Genomic DNA, 21,452 nt, shown 5'->3' with positions numbered 1-21,452 from the left:
GACCCCATGGACCGGATTGCAGCCGCGTTAGAGCGGCTGGCGCCTATGCCTTTGCCGGTGCCCGATTTTGACAGCGCAGACGCCTTTGTCTGGCATGTCGATCCCGATCATCTGCAACCCGTACCGAATGTCAGCCGGGTGGCGGTGGATCTTTTGGTGGGGGTGGATCGCAGCCGTGACACGCTGTTGACCAACACCCGGCAATTCGCCAAGGGCTTGCCCGCCAATAATGCGCTGTTATGGGGTGCGCGAGGGATGGGGAAATCCAGTCTGGTCAAGGCGGTCCATGCGTCGGTGCTGTCCGAGGGCACGCCGCTAAAGCTGGTCGAGCTGCAGCGCGAAGACCTGCCAAGCGTGGCGCGTTTATTGAACGTCTTGCGCGATGCGGCGCATCGGTTTGTGTTGTTCTGTGACGATCTGAGTTTCAGCCATGATGATCAGCATTATAAATCGCTCAAGGCGGTGCTGGATGGCGGCGTTGAGGGACGGCCCGACAATGTTGTGTTTTATGCAACGTCCAACCGGCGCCATCTGATGCCACGGGATATGATCGAGAACGAACGCGGCTCTGCAATCAATCCTGCCGAAGCGGTCGAGGAAAAAGTGTCGCTCTCGGATCGGTTTGGTCTGTGGCTGGGCTTTCACCCCTGCACCCAGGATGAATACCTTGCCATGATCCGCGGTTATTGCGACGCTTATGGAATTGTCATCGACGACGAGACATTGCGCGCCGAAGCGATTGAATGGCAGGCGACGCGTGGGGCACGGTCCGGACGGGTTGCCTGGCAATATTTTACCGATCTGGCGGGACGCACAGGCGTCGCTTTGTCATAAGGATTTAGGTCATAAGGGGTCGGGTCGCCGCGCAACCGGACCGATTGGGGGCTTGCCCCCAAACCCCCAGCATATTTTCAAAAAGAAGAAAATCAGGCGCGGCGGCGTCGACCGCCCGTCCGACCGGCACGGCCCCGGCCTTCGTGACCGGCTTTCGGCGCTTGTTTGTTGAATTCGATCCAGGCGGAACCGCCATCGTCATTATTGGTCAGGAAATTGGCGGCGCGGATGGCCTCCATTTCTTTGCCCGGACGGGGTTTGGTCGAGCCGAGACCAAACATCACGCAGAAGGCTTCGTCCTCCATATCGGCGGGCAAGACGATCCCTGCGGCCTCGACCGCTGCTTTCTTTTCCGCCAGCGCCCTGGGCCCCACAGGAAGCGCCACCGGGTTCATGATGGCCGATGTCATTCCCGCGCCCATCGCCATGGGCAGAAAGGCGTTGTTGATGCCATGCCGGTTGGGCAGGCCAAAGGAAATGTTGGAGGCACCGCAGGTCGTGTTCACGCCCAGTTCTTCGCGCAGGCGGCGAACAAGGGTAAACACCTGAAGCCCGGCGGTGCCCATCGCACCAATGGGCATCACAAGCGGGTCCACCACGATGTCATGTGCCGGGATGCCGAAATCAGCAGCCCGTTCGACGATTTTCCTGGCGACGGCAAAGCGCACGTCGGGGTCTTCGCTGATGCCGGTGTCATCGTTTGAAATGGCCACCACCGGCACGTTGTATTTTTTGACCAGCGGCAAAACCATCTCTAGCCGCTCTTCCTCGCCGGTGACAGAGTTCAAAAGCGGGCGGCCCTGGGCTGTGGCCAAGCCGTTTTCCAGCGCGCCGGGCACTGAGCTGTCGATGCAGAGCGGGCAATCGGTGACGGCCTGAACGCGGTCGACCAGGTCTTTCATCAGGCTCGGTTCGACAAAGTTGTTATCGGCATAGCGCGGATCTTCGGCCATCTTGTTCGAGAAGACCGCCCCGGAATTGATGTCGAGGATGGTTGCACCGGCCGCGACCTGGGCCAGCGCGTCGGCCTCCACCCGAGAAAAATCCCCGCGCTCCAATTCTTCGTTCAGGATCTTGCGGCCAGTTGGATTGATCCGCTCTCCGATCACGCAAAACGGTTGGTCAAAGCCGATGATGGCGGTTTTTGTCCGAGACTCGACAATCGTCCGGGTCATGCGACTACTCCTTTGAGGCGGGTCAGGATGTCTGACAGCGCGGGGTCGTTAAAATCTTGGATGGTGATCCGGGCACCGGCGGCGCGCAGCGCGGCATCCGTCAGACCAGAGCGCACGCCAACCGGATAGGCCCCTGACGCAGCGGCAGACCGCATGCCAGAGGGGCTGTCTTCGAAGGCGACGCAGTCGGTGGGACCCGCGTTCAGCATGTCCATGGCCGCAAGATACGGGTCCGGATGGGGTTTGCCACGGGCACATTCTTCGCCGATGACAATCACCTCAAAACGGTCACGCATACCGATTGCGTCCAGCATGGCATAGGCGTTCAGTCGCATCGCATTGGTCACGATCGCCGTTCGCCATCCGCAATCGTCAGCCAGGGTCAGGATGGCATCAAGGCCGGGCGTTGCTGGATAGTGATCGGGCAGGCGGTCGCGAAACTGTGCTTCTTTCCATGCGCTAAGCGCCTGTGGATCGGGTTCGTCCGGCAGAAACTCGGCAAAGACATCGACGTTAAGCCGCCCGTGGATGTGTTGCATGTAAAAGGCATCATCCATCGGCAGTCCCCGCGCGCGCCACAGCTCTTTGAAGACCTGTTCATGGATCGGATCAGAGTTCAGCAATGTGCCATCGAGATCGAAAAGCAGTGCGGGCATCGGGCTTACCTGTCGGCCACAGGGGTTGTCGAGGCCCCGCCATGGGCAATCGCCCATTGCGCGTTTGTCTTGATGCCGCCCATCGGAAAGAAATGCACCTGTGCGATATTGAAGTCGGGATTGGCGGCTTTGTAGACGGCCAATTTGGTCAGAACATCGGTCGGTTCGTAAGGAAGCAGCAGTTTGGTGACATCCATGGCCCGTTTCTGCAGAACCTTGAGCGAGGGTCCAACACCACAGGCAATGGCAAAGCGGATCAGCGTCTGTAATTTGGCGGGGCCTGCAATGCCGATATGGACGGGCAGGGTGATGCCTGCGGCGGCCAGAGCGTTCACCCAAGCGATGATCGGCTCGGCATCGAAGGCAAACTGGGTCACCAGTGCCATGTCGGCATCGGTGCGTTCAGAGAAGGCCTGTTTCCAGCGCAGCGCGTCGTCGACATTTGCCATCCCGCCGTCGGGGTCGATATCCTTGCTGCCTTCGGGGTGCCCGGCCACGTGCAACCGACGAAAACCTGCAGCGTCAAACAGGCCGGTTTCCATCAATTGCATTGAGCAATGAAACGCGCCCTGCGGTTCTGCCACACCACCGGCCAGCAGCAGCGCCTGATCAACATTTGCCTCGCCCTGATAGCGGGCTATCCAGTCCGCCAGCGTGGCCTTGTCGGCGATAATCCGGGCCGGAAAATGCGGCATGACGGGAAAGCCGTCTTCGGCCAGACGTTTGGCCGTGGCGACCATGTCGGTGATTGGGGTGCCGTCGATATGGGCGATATAGACGCGGGTGCCGGGGGCCAGAAGCGCTTTGAAGTCCGGCACTTTTTCGGCGGTGCGCGGCATCACTTCGATGGAATAGCCGTTCAAAAACGCCTCAAGCTGCGCTGTGCCGGCCGGACGCGCGGCGTCGTCACGTTTGCGAAAGTTCAAAAGAGCCATGATGGCCTCCCTCAGGGTCACGGGGTTTATGCCCAACCATCGTTATCAATCAGCGCTTTCAGGCGCGCGGTGTCGTATTCGGCTTCAATGCGGTGTGCCTCCGCGTCGCAGATTGTCTGCGCGTCCCCATCGCGTGAATATGGCTCTGCCTTGCGCCATTCGGCAAGATAGCTGTCGGTTTCAGCCGCCCCGGTTTTCATCGCCGCGCGATCTATGGCTTGCTCGAACCGTTCGCTTAACTGGGCTTTGGCCCCGCGACGCCCCTTGCCGACGATGACCTGCGCCGGGATATCGCGCCAATACACAATTGTGACATCCGCCATCACCTGATTCCTTTGTCGTCTTAGGGTCTTGGTAATGGAGCCCATTTCCATCAGAGGGTCGGTTTTCGACTTAACCGCGGCTGTCCGCGACCCTTTGTTAAGTTAAGGATACGCGGGGATGCGGCACGCTGAATAGGCGCCGATTGATATGCGGATGCAAGGACGCTTGCGATAGTCGCAAAGCACGCTTAGGTTTAGGGCAACTTAGATATTCGGAAGGCGCAAAGTTATGGCGCCCAAGCGTCCCAAAGGTGCGGGCGCATTCCCGAAACCGGTAGAGAGCCCCGCGCCGTCCCGGCCCGATCCATCCGAGCTGTATGCAGCATTGGATCTGGGCACCAATAGTTGTCGGATGTTGATTGCCCAACCCAAGGGCAACCAATTCCACGTGGTCGACAGCTTTTCCAAATCCGTGCAGCTGGGCGCGGGGTTGGAAAAGACCGGCAGGTTAAGCCGGGCGTCGATGAACCGTACCATTTCGGCTTTGCGCGTCTGCCAGCAAAAGCTGCGCCGCCATGACGTGCGGCAGATGCGATTGGTCGCCACCGAAGCCTGCCGCCGCGCCCATAATGCGCGGGAGTTCATTCGTCAGGTCAAACGCGAAACCGGGCTGACGCTTGAGATCATCCAGACCGAAGAAGAAGCCCGGCTTGCGGTGATTTCCTGTGCGCCTTTGGTCAGCACCAAAACCGAGCAGCTTTTGGTCGTCGATATCGGCGGTGGCTCGACCGAACTTGTCTGGATTGATCTAAGTGCGGTGCCCGCCATGGAACGGCCCAGGGCGATCATGCGGCTGCATGCCGGGTTTCACACGCAGGACAGCCCTTTTCCCGCCGCCAAGGTGGTGGATTGGATCAGCGTTCCGCTGGGTGTTGCCACTTTGCGGGACCAATTTTCCGATGTCGAAAGCGACTCGGCCCGGTATGCGTTAATGAGCTGGTATTTTGAGGAAAACCTTGCCGAATTTGCGCCCTACAAAGATGAGCAGGCGCGAGACGGGTTTCAAATTGTCGGAACCTCGGGAACAGTGACCACAGTGGCCGCCAGTCACCTTGGATTGAAACGCTACGACCGCAACAAGGTCGACGGGCTGCGCATGACATCCGATCAGATTGAAAAGGTGATTTCGGGCTATTTGCACCTTGGCCCGGAAGGCCGCCGCCGCGACCCACGGATCGGACAGGATCGGCAGGCGCTGATCATGTCCGGGGCTGCGATTTTGCAAGCGCTTCTACGCTGTTGGCCCACAGATCGCCTGTCCGTCGCCGACCGGGGGCTGCGCGAAGGCCTTTTATACGCGCAGATGTCGGCCAATGGTGTTTTGGAAGATGGTCCGTACTAGGCCAGCAGGCTGATGGCCCGCCGCAGCGCCAGTTCATAGCCTTCGACCCCAAATCCGGCCAACACGCCGTCGGCCCGTGACGAAATATACGAATGATGCCGAAACGCCTCGCGTTTATGGATATTCGAGATATGAACCTCGAACACGAGGCCGTCATACGCCTGCAAAGCGTCAAGGATCGCGACGGAGGTATGCGAATATGCTCCGGGATTGATGACAATCGCCTCGGCCGTGTGACGGGCGTTGTGAATGAACTCGACAATCTCGCCTTCGTGGTTGGACTGCATCGCCACAACCCCCAGCCCCGCAGCCTGCGCCAACGCCTCACAGCGCGCGGTCACGTCCTCCAGTGTATCCGCGCCATATATCTCCGGCTGGCGTTTGCCCAAAAGGTTCAGGTTGGGCCCGTTGATCAGAAAAACAGTTTTGGACATGCGCATACTCCGAAGGTGCTGCCCATGAGTGCCACCGACACCCCCATCACGCAACCCACTGCCTCACGCAGAGCAGGCCAAGCTTAACCGGAGCCGCTTATTTGTGTGTTCGGAAATGACGCTTGGGACCAAATGTGTTCGCCAAAGAAGGATGCCGCTGCAAACGGCAGGTTTCGTTGGCTCCGGCGGTAGGGATCGAACCTACGACCAATTGATTAACAGTCAAGCGACGATATTTATTCGGTTGGTGCATGGTGCTGCGGTTTGTTATTAAAAACAAGTGTTTGCACCATATTTGCAACGATAATCAATCGGTTGACAGTGCGCCATAATGCGCCTTAGTGACATTGTGCGTTGCAAAACGTTGCAAAAATGGAGCTGATTGGATGACCGCCGCACTTGACTTCACCAAGCCCGCCCGCCTGCGCAAAGCCGCACCGGGCATGTATCGCCACGACGGGGATCGCTTCCCCGGCCTCTATCTGAACGTCGGGAAGACCAAGAACACTTGGTACATCAAGTGCAAGGTCGATGGGAAAACGAAGTCGATCAAGGTTGGTGGTTTCCCTGCGATGGATGCGGCCACCGCGTTTAAACAGGGCGACACCAAGACAGGCGTTGCCAAGAGCAATATCAATACCGTCCGCGACGGATGGCGGTTTTGGTGTGACACCTCGCAGGCACAAGGCGGCATGTCCGACGATCATCGCCACCGAATGACCCGACAACTCGAAATGCACGCGAAAGGGATCATGGACAGCAACGTTGCCGATGTGACCTCCGCAGACGTGCAAGCGGTCCTCAACGACCTGATGGCCGAAGGCAAGAAGGCGACGGCGCGCGCGGTGCGTATTGGGATCGGTAACGCCTTCAACTTCGCCCCCGTCGTCAACCCCGTCGGTCAGAAGAAGACGCGGGTCGCGAAGAGCGACGAGACAGAGGCTCAGTGGACAGCAGTCGCGCGGACGCATGACCTCGACGCCGACGATTGGTCGGTAATCTGGGAGGCGATCATGGCGCGGCGGGAACAGAACGTCATTGTCGGCACGGCGGTCGCTGTCATGTTCCTGACGGGCATCAGGTCCGAGAACGTCTGCTCGCTTTCGTGGGATCAGGTCGATCTACAGAACAAGACGATCCACCTGACCAAGATGAAGAACAAGCTGGCGCGCACGCTGCCCGTCATGGACACGGTGATCGAATTGCTCAAGGCGATCCGTCAGTCGGGCAGCGAATGGGTGTTCCCTGCATCGTCGGCCACGGGATACATCACAGACCCCAAGGGCACGTTCGCCACGATCAACGGAGAACGCGTTCGTGTATTTTTGCCCCACGACGGTAGGCGTCACTTCATGCAGGCGTCAGCCGAGGCGTTTCTGCCTGACTACGTCGCCCACTTCCTGCGCGGCGACAAGAAGGCAGGCGAGGGCAGCGACATGCTCATGAAATACCTCAAGCGCATGGGCAATCGACGCGCAGTCGAGGACATTGAGAAGGTCTACTTTGAGCGGATTAAGGTAGAACCTGATTTCAGCCTTGAATGATGCGCGAAAGCGCACCATGTTTGCAGAGCACCTATGCCCGTCGTGAGACGCGCGCCATTCTGGCGGTGCACAGCATCCCGAGCGCGCGGCGACACAAGCGGCTTGGACGATGAAAGCCCGCAGTGTCGTGTAGCAACAGAGGGCGTCTGTCTGATTAGGACATGACGAAAGGACTCTGTTGCAATGTCCACAAAACAAATCCGCGCGCTCGAGCAGCGCATTGAAGATCTGGAAATCCAGATCACTAACCCCAAACTTATGACGCCTCGTCAGGTGTGCGATTTCCTGCAAATCTCGGAACGGCAGTTCTACGAGTGGAAGCGCGCAGGCGATAGCCCACCCGCGATCTATTGGAGCGAGCGCACCGTTCGCTACGATCTCGACGCCGTGATGGCATGGGCGAAGCAAAAAGAAGTGGGGCAGGCTTAAGGCCCGCCCCACTGGATCAGCGTCAACACGAAATTGGGAATAAGTCGGTTATAAACGCCGACTTGGCGACGCTGAACCGGTGAAGCGGGTCCATCCTGAAAATGGTATGGATCAATCATTCAAAAATCTGTTTGCCGGAAACGAGGAACGTTTCCTGACGTTCACTGGCAATGAACAGCGAGACGGCGGGAAACTGGTTCCCGATTATCGCACGATCAATCGCGGCGTTTCCGATCAAGATTGGGCGCGTCATCTCAAAGGCGATGTTTCGCTCGGCTTGTCACCTCTCCGCGACGGCATGGTGAAGTGGGGAGCCATCGACGTGGACCTCTATCCCGTGATCGAAACCGACGAGGAGTTGGAAGCGCTCATGAAGGCGTGGCGAGACCCATGCCTTGTCGCACGTTCCAAGTCGGGTGGTATCCACGTCGTCGCTTTCTCGCGCAAGTGGATTCCGGCTGAGCGTATGCGCAAATACCTTGAGGCCAAGCGCGACGCCGTGTTGTCCGCCGATGTGATCGAACACGCTCAAGAGGTGTTCCCAAAGCAGACGGCTGGAAATGGTTCGCAAATGAACCTCCCCGCGTTTGGCGATCAACGTCAGGTGCTGGCGTGGCGTTCGCCTTCTGTGGTTGCCTACGTGTCTGACGAGCACCCGGTGCAGTGGGATCAAGTTGAGGCGGAGTGTCACGTCTCTGAGGGCGTGATGGCGGATACTGTGCTATCCGCACTGACGCCCAAGGCGAAACCCAAATCGAGGCGCACGCGCGAGCGCAAGAAGTCGTCTGGCGGGTTTAAACGCCCGACCGACGGCCAAGCGATGGAAGGGCGCAACTCGTTCCTTTATCACGTTGGCGCGTCCGCACGCGCACGCGGAGCCGACAATGACCAAATCGAAGAGATCATCCGTTCGGTCAATGACGAGTTCGCGGACCCAGACAGCGAGTTCGGCAATCGTGGTCCGCTTGAGGAGCGCGAGCTTGTCCGCGTGATCCAACAGGTCAAACACCTGCCCGAGGAAGCACCCTTGGATATGTCCTATGAGGTGGTCGAACGCATGAACGAGGAATGGGCGCTGCTTGTCCTGGACGGCAAGCTTGAGTTTCTGAATCTCGACAACGGCATGACGTTCACGCGCGCCGACTTCACGACCTACACGCGCCCCAAGACCGTCATGGTCAACGGCAAGCGCGTCCCCATGTCTGAGTTGTGGATTTCGGACCCAGATCGCGCGGAATACCTCGGCATCGTGATCGAGTCGCCTGAATACGACGGCCCCGGCTGGAACGTGTTCCAAGGCTGGGCGGTCGAACCCAAAGTCGGTGACGCGTCCCTGTGGGTCGACTACGTCGAACGCATCCTGTGCGGTGGCGACAAAGAACTCGCTCACTGGGTCATGTCGTGGGTTGCCGATGGTGTGCAGCGTCCTTGGTCGTTGCATCCCGGCACAGCGCTCGCTCTGCGCGGGGATCAAGGCGGCGGCAAGTCGTTCCTCGGTAAGATGATAGCGCGGCTGCTGTTGCCCGCACAGACGCAAGAAATCGCAGACAGTGACCGTATGTTCGAGCGTTTCAATCGCCGCCTGTTCGGCGCGACGTTTGTCTTGGCAGAGGAGTCGGTGTTCACCGGTTCGACGAAGCAGGCGAACCAGCTCAAGGTGTTCATCACGTCGAACCTTTGGACATACGAGCAGAAGCACCTCGCGACATTCGACGGCAAGAACGTCCACCGTCTGATCGCCACTACCAACGACGAGCAAGCCGTCCACCTTGACGACGACGACCGTCGTTGGACGGTGATCGAAGTTGAAACCATGTTCGACGACATGACCTCTGACGAGGCGCGCAAATACTGGCAGCCATACTACGAGATAGACCCAGGTATCGTGCTCCGCTACCTGCTCGAATATGAGGTTGACCAAGACTTGATCTCGCGTCCGCACCTTACGCAAGCCAAACGCGACGACAAGATCATGTCGGACCCGGTACTTGAGGTGCTGCACGAGATCGCAACGAGCGGCATCGTGCCCGATGATCTCGACGGTCGTGGAAAGCTGGCAACCGCGACATTGCATCGTGAGGCGCGAACGCTCGGCGCGTCGCCTTATGATAAGCCGGTTATCCTCGGAAACCGCGCGCGGAAAATCCTCGGGTGGAAAGGCACCTGCCGCGACGCGACCCACATCAAAGAATACCAGCGCACTGTGGATGGGGAAGGTTTGCCGACCATGCACCCGGTTCTCGACAACGGTGGATGCTCCCGTGGCATCGACCTAAAGTCATTGGCCGAGTTTCGAGCGGCGGTGTCGCGCAAGACGGGCATCGAATATGGCGAGGGTGAATGGAAGCGTTTCCGCATTCCCGAAACCGACATGGTTGTGCCTGACCCCGCTGCTGTGGAGGCGGCGTTTGAGCAGCGAGAGCGTGAAAAGCACGGCGAGGGCGTGCCGTTCTGATCATTGCGTGATGTGTGAGGATTGCGGGCGTGGCTTCGGCTGCGCCCGTTTTCGGTCAGCGGTGTCGAGTTATGTCGAGATGTCGGTGTCGACCCGATTTGACTTTTGTTTGCTGTTTTTGCGTGTTTTGCGTCGCAGATGCGTAGATTTGGAATATGAATGTAGTTTCAACTCGTCAAACTCGACAGCGTTGACATTTCAGATTTGGAATCAATGCGTTAGCTTGGTGTCGAGTTGGATTAACTCGACATGACTCGACACGAGGTCGACATGCCGCGCGATTTGGCAGGTGACCTCCTCCCGCTATCTCCGCCTGATCATTGCGACTTGCTCCCAACTACGGGTCTGAAACAAGGCCGATTGATTGTTAATCAAGTGTCGCTTGTGGTGGATCGACTTGCCGATCAAGCGGTTAGTCGTTGCCAAACTGGTTTTTGCAACGTGCTTTGCAACAGCGGCGGAAATCTGAGGCAAAACCCATCAACAAGGCTGACGTATTTTGGGCAAATCGGGCGGCGCACCGCACAAGCAACCAACGCCACCCCGCAACCGCACTGATCCTTCGATCTGCTGAGGCACAGGCGGTCGTCTTGGTCAAATCCGACTTAGTGTGCCCGACAACGGCAAACGCCCGTCTCTGACGCGCTGCTGCGGTGCGCGCGGCCAGCACCTGCTTTCGTCCCACCTCCACCTCATTCCCCGGAACAACGCCCCAACAGCGGGTGATACGCATTTCGTGCTGGGTCTGCGCGCATCGGGAATGGCCTAGCATCGGCTCTCCTACCTGCCGCGATGGACTCGGTGCGCGCCACAACACAAAGGACATGACAATGACCATTACCGCGACCATCGACGAGCATGAAGCCGTCGCACTCACCTACACCCGCATGAACACCACGTCGAACCTCGGCGTGCCCGACGCTGCCGCGTTTGCGGACGACCTCAAATCGACGCTCGAACCCGAACAGGGCAACATCTACCGCGACGGCTACAACGTCTTGGTTCAGCCCGAAGGCGTGACCGTCGAGGTGCACCCCCATTCGTTCCCGATCCCGTGGCAGCACATCGCCTCCGTGGTCGAGCAAATTCGTGAAACGCGGGTTGGATAAAAGTATACTGCGAGAAAACAGACACTTTGGTCAGGAGGCCTATCCAAGCCACCATCTAATATCCTTGCTTTGGAAAGAATTGCCTCGGCCCGTCCCAATAACGATGAACCGTTCGTCTCTCATTCGGTCCTCCGAAAAGGGTAAACAGGAATTTGCCGGAGAGACAAACCTGAACATCACTTCTCCACTTTCCGAGGCGCATATCACTTCATAAAAGTTTGATTTGTCTTCCATCGCGTGGAATATTTCGATCTGCTCCTCTGACAGCTTCCATTCATCCAGAAAATGATACGCTAAGACTTCGCCTGGACCCAAGAGAACAGGCAACGATACAGCATTGCCATCTGCATCAAAGTAGTCACCAACACAGTTGCTGCCATGGGTGCCGCCACCCCAGCCACTATCTTCGTTCGAGACAGTTTCGTGAAGGCAGTGCGTGATTGAAAGGCTGATATTTGAGATGTTGGAAATCAGTATTTGATACTGCTTTGCCAAAACTACAGGAACACCGTCTTCATATACGAAGTCCGCAACGGTGCCGCAGCAATTGACTCTGGAGAAAGTCACACTCTCAATATTTGCCTGTGCGGCATCTCGGGAAAGTTTGAGTGACATCCCAGAGATCACCAAGGCGCAAAATGAAATTGCAATAGGCGTGAGTGAGAGGATTAGTTTGCCATTCTTAAGCATAAGCTCGTGCTCCATGTTGCCTATCCGCGAAAATGGCGGTCGAGGTTAGCCTAAACGGCATCGAAAGTGTGAAGCAAACGGCTTTTGTCAAAATCCAACACCTGCCACCCGCTCTGCGATCAGTTGTAAGCAACACCTCAAAATCCCCAAACTCCACCTGCTTCTCCGGTCGGGGCAGCAAGGGCCGCTTGATACATTGTGCACATGACGGATCGGCGGTCCTTTCATGTCCTAATCAGCGAAACGGGCATGGGCTTCCGCCTGTGTCCGTTTTGTTTAGGAACGAAAGGACACCGCAATGGCCGACGATACATCCGCCGCCCTCAAAGCCCTTATTCAGCAGGTTTCCACGCTCACTGAAACCGTGGGTGCGCAGCAGAAGAAACTCGACGGACTGCGCGACTTCAATACGCGCATTTTGGACGAGAAGAAGGATATGCAACGCCGCCTCGAACAGCAGACCGAGACAGACAAGCAACTGGCCGACATGGGCTATGAGCGCGCTTCTGACGGCAACTACTATCCGAAGGGGACCAAGCCCGCCCATACGCTCACACGGGCGGAGGCACGCGACCCAGCGAAGTATCGGGCTGCCAAAGAGGCAGCGGCGAAGATCGCTGCAACCTTGGAAATCGTCGATCCCGACAAGGCCGACGACACCCACCGCCGCGGGCGTGGGAATGTTGCCACGACAACGACCACGGTCATCAAGGACGAGGATCAGCGTGTCGCCTACATGCGCCGCGATGTGATGGGGGCGGACCCGCGTCAATATCAGCGCCTGCGCGCTGAGGGCATGACCGTCAAATCCTGGGACCAGCCCGACGACCTGCCGCAGCACATGCAGACCAAACTCGCGCACATGGAGAAATCCCATGACGCCTGAGGATCGTGCGACTTTGGAATGGGCCTATCGCGTCGTCCTCGGGTTTTCCGCCGAAGACGAGGTGATCGTGCTGCGTGACCTGACCTTGGTCACACAGCACGACCATGCCCAACTCGACCCGTCAGGCAACAGTCAGGATGCGCTGATCGTCGCCTTGGCGCAGGTGATGAAGCTCCGTCTGGCTGGCGTTCAGGCTGGCAAGCTGCGCTGCGATCTCGTCGCGGCGGGCATGAGGGAAGAGGCGGCAAATCGCGTTCATGATCATCTGGTGGACATCTCCGTTGGGGAATGGACCCGCCTGAATGAGCGGATCAATTGGTATCGCGACGATACGTGCCTGCCCATCACCGCCTCAACCAAAGCAGCGGGAGTATCCTGAAAAATGGCCGGGAACAAAGGCAGCGGACGCCCAAGCACGATCAACACGCACCCCGAGAAGAAGACGATCATCAAGCAGATCGTCCTTGGGGAACACGGTCTGCCCGGTGGCATGTCGAAGGCGCAGGTTGCGAAACGCGTCGGGATGCACCCGGATTCCGTCTCGCGGTATCGCAAGGAACACATCACCGAGGAAATGAAACGCGCCATCTTGGCCGAGGCGCGCATCGAACCATTGGACGAGGCGACGCGCGTTCTAAACGACGAGCGGATGGACGTTGCGCGGACCTATGAAAGCCTCGCGCGGCGGGTCGAAAAGCTGATCACCAAGGCCGAGGAAAACGAGGACGATGCCTTCGCGCTGGCCGCGATGGACGGGCTGCGAAAAGTGCTTCGCGACATTGCCACCATGCACGGGAAGATGGCGACCAACCTTTCGGTCTCGGTCACACTCGCGGAATCGCCCGAATGGGTGACGATGAAAAGCATCCTTCGCGCCGTTTGTGACGAGGTGCCCGAGGCGCAACCTGTCCTTCTCAAGCACATGCGCCACCACGTCCTATCCGTCACGAAAGAGGAGCAGGTGCTATGACCCACCGCGACTTCGAAGGCTGGGGCGAATACAGCCGCCGCGTTGCCGCTGCCAAGGAAGCCGGGTCGCCCGATTGGGCGCGCCTGCCGCAAAGCCGCGATGTGATGCTCGACGAGGGCGGCAAACTCTATTTCACGGGCATCCCCTGCAAGAACGGGCATGTCTCGCCGCGCGACGGCAACCGAAACTGCACGCAGTGCAGCGTCGCCAACATGCGCGCCTATTATGAGCGACAGAAGAATGCCGTTTGACGCCCTTCATGACTGGTGCGTGGGCCTCGAACGCGATCTCGACCCCGTCGCGCGCCTGAGCCATTGGATTGGCCATGCGCCTGATCATTGGCAGGTTGAGGCGTTCACCACGCAGGCGTCCGAGATCGCGCTGCGCGTGGGCCGTCAGGCGGGGAAAACGTCGGTGTTGGCCGCGCGTGCCGTCGAGGAGTTGCACGTCCCCGACAGCCTGACCATCTGCGTTGCCCCCGCCGAACGGCAAGCGAAGATCATCGCCCGCGAGATTGGGCAGCAGCTCCGCCGCACGGATTTGGTCATCACGCGGTCCACCCTGACCGAACTCGAAATGTCGAACGGTGCGCGCGTGGTCGCGCTGCCGTCCACGTCGGACACGATCCGAGGCTATCCGTCGGTGTCGCTGCTGATCATCGACGAGTGCGCCTTCCTGCAAGGTGAGAACGGCGGCGAAGACCTGATCTCGGGCGTTCTGCCGATGCTGACCAAAGACGGGCAGGTGTTTTTCAGCAGCACGCCCGCAGGCAAAAACAACTACTTCGCGCGGTTGTTCCTCGACGCGAAACCCGGCGACGGCATCCACCGGATCGTCGTGCGCGGCACGGATATTCCAAGGCTGGCCGAAAAGGTCGAAAGGATGCGTCGCACGCTTTCCGCAACGAAATTTCGCCAAGAAATCGAAGTCGAAATGCTGGCCGATGGTCAGGCGTATTTCGACCTTTCCATCATCGAACAAGCGACAAGCACAACGGAGGTTGCGATATGTCCGAAGCTCTGAACTATGAACCCGAATTAAACCTCGTCTATCTGCCTGACGGCGAGGTGGTGAACGAAACCAACCAAGACCCCGCAATCCCCCGCATTTCAGGGTATCAACGCTATTGGGTGGCTGCTGATCTCGGCCAAGCGAATGACTTTTCGGCGGTCGTCGTGATCAAGGATCAGGCGTTGCCCATCGTGGACGACGGCAAGATCATCGTCGGCCCGCGCGAGCGCACCGTGGTCTACGCTGACCGCTTCCGTGGCGTGTCTTACGTCGATGTGGTGGATCACCTCGTGCGCCTGCGCAACGCGCCACCGTTCGGCGGGAAGTCTGAACTTGCCATCGACGGCACCTCCATCGGGCGCGTGGTCTCGGACATGCTCTGGGATCAAGGCGTCGATCACAAGGCGGTGCAGATGACGGGCGGGCAGGATTGGTCGAAGAAGGGGTCGCGGTATGTCAACGCGGGCAAGACCTTCATGATCGAAAATCTCGCCGTGCTGTTCGGCGCGGGCGATATGAAATTCGCTCCCGACTTGCCGCTGCGCGACGAGATCGAGGCCGACCTGGCTTCCTTCGCGACGACGACAACGGCGGCAGGCAACCAGATCATCAGCCAAAGCCGCAGCGCGGGCGGACATGGCGACTTGGGCATCGCATTGATCCTCGGCGGGTTCGCCTCGCAATACCTTCAAGCGGGCCTCGCCGTGCAGCAGACCCTTCGTGGGTGGTGGTGAACGTTTAAACGCCTCGTTCAGCTAGAAGCCGTGCAAGCTCTGCTTCCGCTTCCATGCGCTTCGCGTGGCGGTGGCGCGCCTTTTCGTAGGCCTTGCGCGCGCCGTCCGGTGAATTGTTGAACATCCTGTTTTCGTCGAGGTATTCGCGAGCGGTGCGCGAAATGCTGACTTTCTTGCCGTCCTGCACGTCCTTCATCATTCGGTCGGTGAACCATTCGAAAACGTGGTCGAGGTCGTAGCTCCAACCGTCTTGCTGCTCGGCCTCCTTGTAGAAACCAAGGTCATGAGCAAGTTTGGCTTGATCGCCGTTCTCCAAGTTGTAGTCGGCCACGACGACCGCCGACTTTTTCACGTAGGCTTTCACCCACGCGGGCAGATCGGTCCCTTCGATGTGATTGGACAGAAGCCGCCACGCCTTCTTGGCGTCGCCGGGTTCGAGGCGCGCGGCCTCTGCGAGTTCGTCCAAGTTGGAGTTTTCGCCCATGTCCGCTGCTCCAAAAGTTCGTGCCCGCGTGTGGGAAGCCATGGTGGCCCAAATAAGGGCGGATCTGTGGAAATTACGAAAGGAACCCACAATGCAAGATTACATTGACGGCAAGGCAATCGCCACGCTGAAAAAGATCGACAGACTCGAAAGCATCATCGAAGCGGAGGTTGTAACTTCTGCTTGGGTGTTTCGTCTCGAGTTCGACGAGAAGCTGCAAGACACTCGTTGGACCATCGACGTTTCGCATCTCATTCGCGACGAGGAGGCAGCATGAGTAGTAATTGTGAAAAACTGACCGCTGAATTCTCGTTCGCAATTCCAGAGGCGCAAGCAAAGGGTGATCTCGCCGGGCGAAATGTACTCGCAGCCGCAACTGACGTTATGCGCACAAACCCGATTTTCGCGCATAAGCGAAAGGGCGGCGGTCTCTACAAGCAAAGCCGTGCTGATACTTGGGACTATGTCGGCTCGGCTGAGACGTCCATTGTAGGTGTGAGTAGGAACTGGGTGGTGGTCATCACCGCAATTGGTGGCGGAAGGTTCACTGCACGAGTGCTGTCAGCACAGCGACGTCGCTGCTGGCTGCAAAGCTTCCGTGTTTTGGAAAAGCAAGCAGCGTAACAGAAATGCGGGCGGCGTATCAGCGCCGCCCGTCTTAGAGCCTCGCGCCGATCCGGAGTTTCCCTCTGTGCGCACTGCTCCAGCCTTACAGATGAGGCTGTGGTTTCGTGATCCCGCCAAGATGGCAAATCTGAAACCACGATACATAGAAAGCGTCCACAATGAACATCTTAAACCCTGCCGAACTCGGTCGAAACGACCTTCTCCGTCTCGTAAACGCAATTGCGAAACACGGTGTCACTGAGATCGTTGTCCATCGTGGCGACGACGTGCAACACCTGCGCGCCGCAGATGCCAACAAATGGCAAACCACGCGGCTTGTCGGCTCAGAAATCGAACGAAAACGAAGTGTGACGATTCCACCGAATTTTCACTGATCGAACGGGGCGGCAGCAATGTCACGCTGCTCATTTGGACAAAGCGGGCGGCTCCATGGCCGCCCGCTTTCACTTTGCGGGGCGACACGCCCAGAGACACCCGAAAAATCGCGCGCTGACGGGCGTGTCGGTCATTTGGGCATCAACATACCCGCCAGCACGAACCCCGCCTCAGACGCGCGCAGAGTGGCGGTCAAGCATTTACGCGAGAGCCTAAGCGCAGCAGACATGGCAATCGACTCGCGCGCTGTCAGGCAGTAAGGTCTCCCAAAACGAATTGTTGAGGGGTTACAGGCAGATGGCAACAGTTAGGGCAATATTTCAACCTCTTGCGGGAGGACAGCAGCACGCGCCGCAATTGGTGTCTTTGGCACAAGAGCCTTGGCTGGATCGGCTGATCATTTCTTCTGCATTCTCAAACTCAGCAGGTGTTGCGGCGGTCTCTGCCGCTCTGGCCCCTGTTGCAGGCGTATGTCGCGCCTTCATCGGCGTCAGGAACGGTTCAACGACGGCACAGGCAACCGCCGCTTTGTTGAAGATGGGCGTGGAACTCTATGCGCTCGACACAGCCACTAGGGGCCGGATTTTCCATCCTAAAGCCTTCATTGCCACCGGCCCAAATCAGGCCCGAGCCATCGTTGGCAGCGCCAACTTGACCCATGCGGGGCTGTTCAACAACATCGAGGCAGGCACGGATATGGAACTGGACCTTGGTGATGCCTCGGACAAAGCGTTCGTTGACACCATGTTGGACGGATTTGATGACCTCATTGTCAACCATCCGCAGCATTGTTTCAGAATTGTCAGTGGTCGCGAAATTGTCGATTTGATGAGGCAGGGGATTCTTGAGGATGAACGAAATCCAAAAACTCAAACGACGTTCGGTTCTGGAAAGCAGGGAAACTCTACGAGCAAGCCTCGCATCAATCTGCCTTTCAAATCTTCACCCGCAAAGACAAAAGCGAAAAAACCGAAAATTGTCCCTGCCGCACCTGCTGGCACGTTGCCCGTCGCCCCGCCGATATACGGGCAATTGGTTTGGGCCAAGCCGAGTCTCCCGCGCTCCGACCTGCAACTCAATCCAGGCCATGCTCCGGGCGTATTGCGGCTCACTCAGGCCAAATACAAAGCCGGTGGTGCGGTGATTGATCAAACGACCTATTTCCGTAATCAAGTATTCGGTGCGTTGAATTGGACCTATAATACCACGGCCCAAAAAGATGAGGCGGTAGCGCCGACGTCGCTTGTCATAGCGGGTGTCTATGTTGGCGACTTCGACATGCCCCTAAGCCACAAGCCTGCTTGGGCGGCTGGGCAAGGCAATTACACCACGGGGCTCCACTGGGACAAAGCCACTAGCCACATCAAACAACCCGGCTTGGTTGGTCGTAGCCTGAAACTTTACCAACCAGCGTCGGTAGGTGCGCGCTATATCGTTGAGATCGACTAGGCGGGCAGGCGGTGTCGTCTGTCGCGCAGCGTGGCCCAAGCACCAAGCAAGTCCATCTGTTCCGACTTGGTCAACGCGCCCAGCACCGCCTCCGACTGCACTTCAAGCGTGTCGGCAACCGAGTCCTCACGAACCATGCGGTCCAGCCGCTCAACGTCAGGCACAACCGCTTCCGGGGCAGGCAATAGCAACTTCTCGATCTCACTGGGCACGAGTTCGAGCACCCCGCCACCGTAATGACGCCCTTCTAATTCGGCGCTGAGAGCGGTCAACGCGTTGTAGAAGCCAAAGACGAGCGCATCCGCTGTGCCACGTAGCGCCCGAATGCGATATGCCGTGTCGGTCGTGTAGGCGCTTGCACGGTTCAGGATTAGACGGGGCGTGTCGTGGCTCCGCTTAAGCATTCCGACCTCGGTCGCGTGAACCGATGGGACCGTGTACCAAGGACTGCGGATTCGGCACTTGTATCGCTTGTGCAGGTCTTCACTTTCGCCGGAGGCGATATAGGCGCGGCCTTTCGCGCTCTCTTCGACGGACCGATCAAGCCAAAGGAAGTTAGTCGGCTTGCCGGTGGCGGCGTTGCGGGCGTGCTGCGCGTCGTCGTAAATCACGCCCGGACAGTGATCACTCCGTCCGAACATGGGGTGCGCCCACTTTTCCAAGCCATTTTGTTTTACGACCTCATCCGTAACGAGGAAGAACTTGTTGGCCCCTGTGACGATGCCCACGTCCACCTTCGCGGCATCAGAAAAGCGGCAGAACCGAGAGTCGGCTTCCACGGCTTCTAGGATGGCGAGGGTCGCCGTGGGAACCAGCGCGCGTGTCCACTTCCCCTGAACGGTCTTCCCGTTGATCGCCTGCGGCTTGTTGAACACTGCCTCTGGGTCTTCATTGAGGAAGCCGCGACCAGAAACGCGATGAATGCCGAGGCCTTCGCCGTGGACCTTCGGCGTCTTCTTCTTCTCGGCCATCAGCAGCACGGCACCTTGCAACGTGCCTTCGAACCAAATTTCCTGCGGGTCCACGATCACGATGCGGCGGCATTGTTGTCCGAGGTAGGTCCGCAGCGACTGTGCGTGCATGACGTGGACAATCTCGGAGGGGACAACCATTGCCAGTCGTCCACCGGGGCGAAGCAATTCCATCGACGCGAGGATGAAGGGCACCCATGCGTTGGTATGTTTTGTAAACTTGCAGCTAAGGCGATCAAACACGCGCTCGGCGTTGGCTTGGAAGTCTGCAGGAAGATATTGGTATCTGATGAACGGAGGGTTGCCGATCACCGCATCAAACTGACAGGGCTTCGCTTGCAGTGCCCAGCTAAGGAAGTCTCGGTTGTGAACGGTGCAATCGGGTATGCCGCGCGCCGCCGCCTTGGCCGCTTCCTCAGGCGCAAGTTCGAAAGCGGTCACGGTTGCGTCCGTGCCCAACAGACTAGGGAAAAACGCTCCATCACCGCAGCTAGGCTCTAGCACGTGTTTGCCAGACGTTGGCGCAACCCAGCGGGTGAGGAATTGGGCGAGGTCGTCAGGCGTGTAGTAGCCACCGCGCAGCTTCTTTTCTGATTCTAACGCGATGAAATTCATGTTGCCTGTCCTTGCCGCTTTGTTCTTATTGCGTTCCCACGGTTTACGATTGGTGAACTGCTAACTGTTTATCGCAAACCAAAGCGTTTCGCCAACCATATTTGGTGGCAGGGCATTGATGCGATACCGAATGTCGTTTGCCTCCTACAACGTAAGGTAGGCGCCGGAAAGTGCGCCCGCGTTGCAAAATCGTTGCAAAAACGAAAAAAGGCGATCCCGAAGGGTCGCCATTTTTGCTTTACAACCAAGTGGTTAATTGGCTCCGGCGGTAGGGATCGAACCTACGACCAATTGATTAACAGTCAACTGCTCTACCGCTGAGCTACGCCGGAACACGAGGCGCGGTTTAGCAACAGTGTTGACGCGCGTCCAGAGGGTTTTGCGAAAAAAATGATTTCTTTTCAAAGCAGGCGAAACGCGGTGTCTGCGGTCAGCTCTTGCACGGGTTCGATGATATTTTTTCCATAAAGATCAATCATATGCGCCAGGACATTGCGTGTCGCGGCTGGCATGAGCGTCGCGGGCGTGTCGGTGTAGACACGTTTTGCAAGATCGCCCGACGTTGCGGCTCCGTGTTGTAGGGCCTCCAGCAGGGATGTTTCCCGGTTGAGGCGGTGCTGGATCAGCCAATCCAGGCGCCCGGCGGGGTCGGAAATCGGGGCCCCGTGGCCGGAATGGAATGTTGACCATGACATGCCCTGTAAGCGGCGGCATGAGGCCATGAAATCGGTCAGGTCGCCATCCGGCGGCGATACCAGCGAAGTGGCCCATCCCATAACCAGATCGCCACAGAACAGGATGTCTTCCAGGGCAAAGCAGAGGTGATTGCCAAAATGTCCGGGCGTGTGCAGTGCGGTCAGCGACCAGTCCGAACCGTCAAAGCGGTCCGTGTCCGATAGGGTGTGATCCGGTTGGAAAGACGCGTCTACACCTTCACCGCCCCGCATCAAGCCGGACGCGGCAAGACGTTGCATCACCGCACTGCGGCCCCCCAACGCGTCGGAGAACGCAACAACAGGTGCCCCGGTTTCGGCGCTTAGGTCTCTGGCCAAAGGGGAATGGTCCAGATGTGCATGGGTGACGAAAATGGCCGCTACCCGTGCCGAACCGATACCGGACAGAAGGGCTGCCAGATGCTTTGGGTCGCGCGGCCCCGGGTCGATCACGGCCAGATCACGGGTGCCGATCAGATAGGTGTTGGTACCGCGATAGGTCATCGGGGACGGATTGTTCGCCACAATACGCCGAATGCCCGGAGACAATTCCACGACGTCACCCGGGGTTGGTGTGAACGGGGGATGGGGATCATGCGCCATGCACAGAGAGGAACAGAAGGATGCGCCGGTTTGCAACCACTTCGTGACAAGCCGTTTCGTTTCCGTGCGCCGTGCAGTAGCCTGTGAC

The 21,452-nt window shown here is 58.3% G+C and carries 24 protein-coding genes and 1 tRNA gene; 15 read left to right on the top strand and 10 right to left on the bottom strand.

Annotated elements, in window-relative coordinates; genetic code table 11:
• Positions 1-6: 6 nt before the first annotated feature.
• Positions 7-834 carry an ATP-binding protein gene (locus ACG74X_RS07245; protein WP_411234184.1) on the top strand — a complete coding sequence of 276 codons (828 nt, stop codon included), beginning with the start codon at positions 7-9 and terminating at the stop codon, positions 832-834.
• A gap of 92 nt (positions 835-926) precedes the next feature.
• Here ACG74X_RS07245 and ACG74X_RS07240 read toward each other — a convergent pair whose 3' ends face one another.
• Genes ACG74X_RS07240 through ACG74X_RS07225 form a run of 4 tightly spaced genes read right to left on the bottom strand, consistent with a single transcriptional unit; the run spans position 927 to position 3,923 of the window.
• The gene (locus ACG74X_RS07240; protein ID WP_411233616.1) at positions 927-2,009 is read right to left on the bottom strand and encodes a methyltetrahydrofolate cobalamin methyltransferase; all 1,083 of its coding nucleotides are present in this window, start codon (positions 2,007-2,009) and stop codon (positions 927-929) included.
• Positions 2,006-2,665 carry an HAD family hydrolase gene (locus ACG74X_RS07235; protein ID WP_411233614.1) on the bottom strand — a complete coding sequence of 220 codons (660 nt, stop codon included), beginning with the start codon at positions 2,663-2,665 and terminating at the stop codon, positions 2,006-2,008. The genes ACG74X_RS07240 and ACG74X_RS07235 overlap by 4 nt, the downstream gene beginning before the upstream one ends.
• A 5-nt stretch (positions 2,666-2,670) precedes the next feature.
• Positions 2,671-3,600, bottom strand: a complete 930-nt coding sequence (locus ACG74X_RS07230; protein WP_411233612.1) for a methylenetetrahydrofolate reductase — start codon at positions 3,598-3,600, stop codon at positions 2,671-2,673.
• A 26-nt stretch (positions 3,601-3,626) separates the two neighbouring features.
• Positions 3,627-3,923, bottom strand: a complete 297-nt coding sequence (locus ACG74X_RS07225) for a virulence factor (RefSeq protein ID WP_411233611.1) — start codon at positions 3,921-3,923, stop codon at positions 3,627-3,629.
• A 229-nt stretch (positions 3,924-4,152) separates the two neighbouring features.
• On the opposite strand from ACG74X_RS07225, the gene ACG74X_RS07220 reads away from it, so the two are divergent.
• On the top strand, positions 4,153-5,265 hold the full coding sequence (locus ACG74X_RS07220) for a Ppx/GppA phosphatase family protein (protein ID WP_411233609.1): 1,113 nt from the start codon (positions 4,153-4,155) through the stop codon (positions 5,263-5,265).
• On the opposite strand, the gene aroQ is transcribed toward ACG74X_RS07220, so the two are convergent.
• Positions 5,262-5,699: a type II 3-dehydroquinate dehydratase gene (gene aroQ, locus ACG74X_RS07215; protein WP_411233607.1), complete on the bottom strand. Its 438-nt coding sequence runs from the start codon at positions 5,697-5,699 to the stop codon at positions 5,262-5,264. The two genes, ACG74X_RS07220 and aroQ, sit on opposite strands and share 4 nt — an antisense overlap.
• A gap of 386 nt (positions 5,700-6,085) precedes the next feature.
• Here aroQ and ACG74X_RS07210 point away from each other — a divergent pair, with 386 nt between their 5' ends.
• From ACG74X_RS07210 to ACG74X_RS07195, 4 genes are all read left to right on the top strand, one after another.
• Positions 6,086-7,243 (top strand): tyrosine-type recombinase/integrase, encoded by a 1,158-nt coding sequence (locus ACG74X_RS07210; protein WP_411233605.1) that lies wholly within the window; start codon positions 6,086-6,088, stop codon positions 7,241-7,243.
• 183 nt (positions 7,244-7,426) lie between these two features.
• On the top strand, positions 7,427-7,672 hold the full coding sequence (locus tag ACG74X_RS07205; RefSeq protein WP_411233603.1) for a helix-turn-helix transcriptional regulator: 246 nt from the start codon (positions 7,427-7,429) through the stop codon (positions 7,670-7,672).
• A gap of 79 nt (positions 7,673-7,751) precedes the next feature.
• Positions 7,752-10,127 carry a DUF5906 domain-containing protein gene (locus ACG74X_RS07200; RefSeq protein ID WP_411233602.1) on the top strand — a complete coding sequence of 792 codons (2,376 nt, stop codon included), beginning with the start codon at positions 7,752-7,754 and terminating at the stop codon, positions 10,125-10,127.
• Positions 10,128-10,957: 830 nt separating this feature from the next.
• Positions 10,958-11,236, top strand: coding sequence for a hypothetical protein (locus ACG74X_RS07195; RefSeq protein ID WP_411233600.1), 279 nt, complete (start codon positions 10,958-10,960; stop codon positions 11,234-11,236).
• A 39-nt stretch (positions 11,237-11,275) separates the two neighbouring features.
• Here the strand turns inward: ACG74X_RS07195 and ACG74X_RS07190 are convergent, their stop codons facing one another.
• A complete protein-coding gene (locus tag ACG74X_RS07190; RefSeq protein ID WP_411233599.1) occupies positions 11,276-11,941 on the bottom strand; it encodes a hypothetical protein in 666 nt (221 codons plus the stop codon).
• A gap of 283 nt (positions 11,942-12,224) precedes the next feature.
• On the opposite strand from ACG74X_RS07190, the gene ACG74X_RS07185 reads away from it, so the two are divergent.
• From ACG74X_RS07185 to ACG74X_RS07160, 6 genes are read left to right on the top strand one after another with little or no spacing between them, the layout of a single operon-like run.
• Positions 12,225-12,812, top strand: a complete 588-nt coding sequence (locus tag ACG74X_RS07185; protein WP_411233597.1) for a hypothetical protein — start codon at positions 12,225-12,227, stop codon at positions 12,810-12,812.
• Complete coding sequence (locus ACG74X_RS07180) at positions 12,802-13,191, top strand: hypothetical protein (RefSeq protein WP_411233595.1); 390 nt, start codon at positions 12,802-12,804, stop codon at positions 13,189-13,191. The genes ACG74X_RS07185 and ACG74X_RS07180 overlap by 11 nt, the downstream gene beginning before the upstream one ends.
• Positions 13,192-13,194: 3 nt before the next feature.
• Positions 13,195-13,782 (top strand): hypothetical protein, encoded by a 588-nt coding sequence (locus ACG74X_RS07175; protein ID WP_411233593.1) that lies wholly within the window; start codon positions 13,195-13,197, stop codon positions 13,780-13,782.
• A complete protein-coding gene (locus ACG74X_RS07170; RefSeq protein WP_411233591.1) occupies positions 13,779-14,033 on the top strand; it encodes a hypothetical protein in 255 nt (84 codons plus the stop codon). The genes ACG74X_RS07175 and ACG74X_RS07170 overlap by 4 nt, the downstream gene beginning before the upstream one ends.
• Positions 14,008-14,805, top strand: a complete 798-nt coding sequence (locus ACG74X_RS07165; RefSeq protein WP_411233590.1) for a terminase large subunit domain-containing protein — start codon at positions 14,008-14,010, stop codon at positions 14,803-14,805. Before ACG74X_RS07170 ends, ACG74X_RS07165 begins: the two co-directional genes overlap by 26 nt.
• Positions 14,790-15,527, top strand: a complete 738-nt coding sequence (locus tag ACG74X_RS07160; RefSeq protein WP_411233588.1) for a hypothetical protein — start codon at positions 14,790-14,792, stop codon at positions 15,525-15,527. Before ACG74X_RS07165 ends, ACG74X_RS07160 begins: the two co-directional genes overlap by 16 nt.
• Positions 15,528-15,531: 4 nt before the next feature.
• On the opposite strand, the gene ACG74X_RS07155 is transcribed toward ACG74X_RS07160, so the two are convergent.
• A complete protein-coding gene (locus ACG74X_RS07155) occupies positions 15,532-16,011 on the bottom strand; it encodes a hypothetical protein (RefSeq protein ID WP_411233586.1) in 480 nt (159 codons plus the stop codon).
• Here ACG74X_RS07155 and ACG74X_RS07150 point away from each other — a divergent pair.
• From ACG74X_RS07150 to ACG74X_RS07140, 3 genes are all read left to right on the top strand, one after another.
• Positions 16,010-16,288: a hypothetical protein gene (locus ACG74X_RS07150; protein ID WP_411233584.1), complete on the top strand. Its 279-nt coding sequence runs from the start codon at positions 16,010-16,012 to the stop codon at positions 16,286-16,288. The genes ACG74X_RS07155 and ACG74X_RS07150 overlap by 2 nt on opposite strands.
• Positions 16,285-16,635: a hypothetical protein gene (locus tag ACG74X_RS07145; RefSeq protein ID WP_411233582.1), complete on the top strand. Its 351-nt coding sequence runs from the start codon at positions 16,285-16,287 to the stop codon at positions 16,633-16,635. The genes ACG74X_RS07150 and ACG74X_RS07145 overlap by 4 nt, the downstream gene beginning before the upstream one ends.
• A 675-nt stretch (positions 16,636-17,310) precedes the next feature.
• Positions 17,311-18,462 carry a phospholipase D family protein gene (locus ACG74X_RS07140; RefSeq protein ID WP_411233581.1) on the top strand — a complete coding sequence of 384 codons (1,152 nt, stop codon included), beginning with the start codon at positions 17,311-17,313 and terminating at the stop codon, positions 18,460-18,462.
• Here the strand turns inward: ACG74X_RS07140 and ACG74X_RS07135 are convergent.
• The 3 genes from ACG74X_RS07135 to ACG74X_RS07125 all read right to left on the bottom strand — a co-directional run bounded on the left by ACG74X_RS07135 (position 18,459) and on the right by ACG74X_RS07125 (position 21,364).
• On the bottom strand, positions 18,459-20,048 hold the full coding sequence (locus ACG74X_RS07135; protein WP_411233580.1) for an N-6 DNA methylase: 1,590 nt from the start codon (positions 20,046-20,048) through the stop codon (positions 18,459-18,461). The genes ACG74X_RS07140 and ACG74X_RS07135 overlap by 4 nt on opposite strands.
• Positions 20,049-20,305: 257 nt before the next feature.
• Positions 20,306-20,380: transfer RNA gene (locus ACG74X_RS07130), tRNA-Asn, on the bottom strand.
• Positions 20,381-20,449: 69 nt separating this feature from the next.
• Positions 20,450-21,364 carry an MBL fold metallo-hydrolase gene (locus ACG74X_RS07125; protein ID WP_411233578.1) on the bottom strand — a complete coding sequence of 305 codons (915 nt, stop codon included), beginning with the start codon at positions 21,362-21,364 and terminating at the stop codon, positions 20,450-20,452.
• Positions 21,365-21,452: the final 88 nt, after the last annotated feature.

The organism is Marivita sp. S0852, assembly GCF_046591575.1.
Taxonomy (GTDB): domain Bacteria; phylum Pseudomonadota; class Alphaproteobacteria; order Rhodobacterales; family Rhodobacteraceae; genus Marivita.
This window is presented reverse-complemented; position numbering and strand designations above follow the sequence as displayed.

Bases quoted from the DNA above. Each gene is read 5' to 3' on its own strand.
- ACG74X_RS07140 (WP_411233581.1), top strand. From the start codon at position 17,311: ATGGCAACAGTTAGGGCAATATTTCAACCTCTTGCGGGAGGACAGCAG.
- aroQ (WP_411233607.1), bottom strand. From the start codon at position 5,699: ATGTCCAAAACTGTTTTTCTGATCAACGGGCCCAACCTGAACCTTTTG.
- ACG74X_RS07165 (WP_411233590.1), top strand. From the start codon at position 14,008: ATGAGCGACAGAAGAATGCCGTTTGACGCCCTTCATGACTGGTGCGTG.
- ACG74X_RS07160 (WP_411233588.1), top strand. From the start codon at position 14,790: ATGTCCGAAGCTCTGAACTATGAACCCGAATTAAACCTCGTCTATCTG.
- ACG74X_RS07175 (WP_411233593.1), top strand. From the start codon at position 13,195: ATGGCCGGGAACAAAGGCAGCGGACGCCCAAGCACGATCAACACGCAC.
- ACG74X_RS07240 (WP_411233616.1), bottom strand. From the start codon at position 2,009: ATGACCCGGACGATTGTCGAGTCTCGGACAAAAACCGCCATCATCGGC.
- ACG74X_RS07135 (WP_411233580.1), bottom strand. From the start codon at position 20,048: ATGAATTTCATCGCGTTAGAATCAGAAAAGAAGCTGCGCGGTGGCTAC.
- ACG74X_RS07170 (WP_411233591.1), top strand. From the start codon at position 13,779: ATGACCCACCGCGACTTCGAAGGCTGGGGCGAATACAGCCGCCGCGTT.
- ACG74X_RS07245 (WP_411234184.1), top strand. From the start codon at position 7: ATGGACCGGATTGCAGCCGCGTTAGAGCGGCTGGCGCCTATGCCTTTG.
- ACG74X_RS07185 (WP_411233597.1), top strand. From the start codon at position 12,225: ATGGCCGACGATACATCCGCCGCCCTCAAAGCCCTTATTCAGCAGGTT.
- ACG74X_RS07155 (WP_411233586.1), bottom strand. From the start codon at position 16,011: ATGGGCGAAAACTCCAACTTGGACGAACTCGCAGAGGCCGCGCGCCTC.
- ACG74X_RS07150 (WP_411233584.1), top strand. From the start codon at position 16,010: ATGTCCGCTGCTCCAAAAGTTCGTGCCCGCGTGTGGGAAGCCATGGTG.
- ACG74X_RS07225 (WP_411233611.1), bottom strand. From the start codon at position 3,923: ATGGCGGATGTCACAATTGTGTATTGGCGCGATATCCCGGCGCAGGTC.
- ACG74X_RS07180 (WP_411233595.1), top strand. From the start codon at position 12,802: ATGACGCCTGAGGATCGTGCGACTTTGGAATGGGCCTATCGCGTCGTC.
- ACG74X_RS07220 (WP_411233609.1), top strand. From the start codon at position 4,153: ATGGCGCCCAAGCGTCCCAAAGGTGCGGGCGCATTCCCGAAACCGGTA.
- ACG74X_RS07230 (WP_411233612.1), bottom strand. From the start codon at position 3,600: ATGGCTCTTTTGAACTTTCGCAAACGTGACGACGCCGCGCGTCCGGCC.
- ACG74X_RS07125 (WP_411233578.1), bottom strand. From the start codon at position 21,364: ATGGCGCATGATCCCCATCCCCCGTTCACACCAACCCCGGGTGACGTC.
- ACG74X_RS07145 (WP_411233582.1), top strand. From the start codon at position 16,285: ATGAGTAGTAATTGTGAAAAACTGACCGCTGAATTCTCGTTCGCAATT.
- ACG74X_RS07210 (WP_411233605.1), top strand. From the start codon at position 6,086: ATGACCGCCGCACTTGACTTCACCAAGCCCGCCCGCCTGCGCAAAGCC.
- ACG74X_RS07190 (WP_411233599.1), bottom strand. From the start codon at position 11,941: ATGGAGCACGAGCTTATGCTTAAGAATGGCAAACTAATCCTCTCACTC.
- ACG74X_RS07235 (WP_411233614.1), bottom strand. From the start codon at position 2,665: ATGCCCGCACTGCTTTTCGATCTCGATGGCACATTGCTGAACTCTGAT.
- ACG74X_RS07195 (WP_411233600.1), top strand. From the start codon at position 10,958: ATGACCATTACCGCGACCATCGACGAGCATGAAGCCGTCGCACTCACC.
- ACG74X_RS07205 (WP_411233603.1), top strand. From the start codon at position 7,427: ATGTCCACAAAACAAATCCGCGCGCTCGAGCAGCGCATTGAAGATCTG.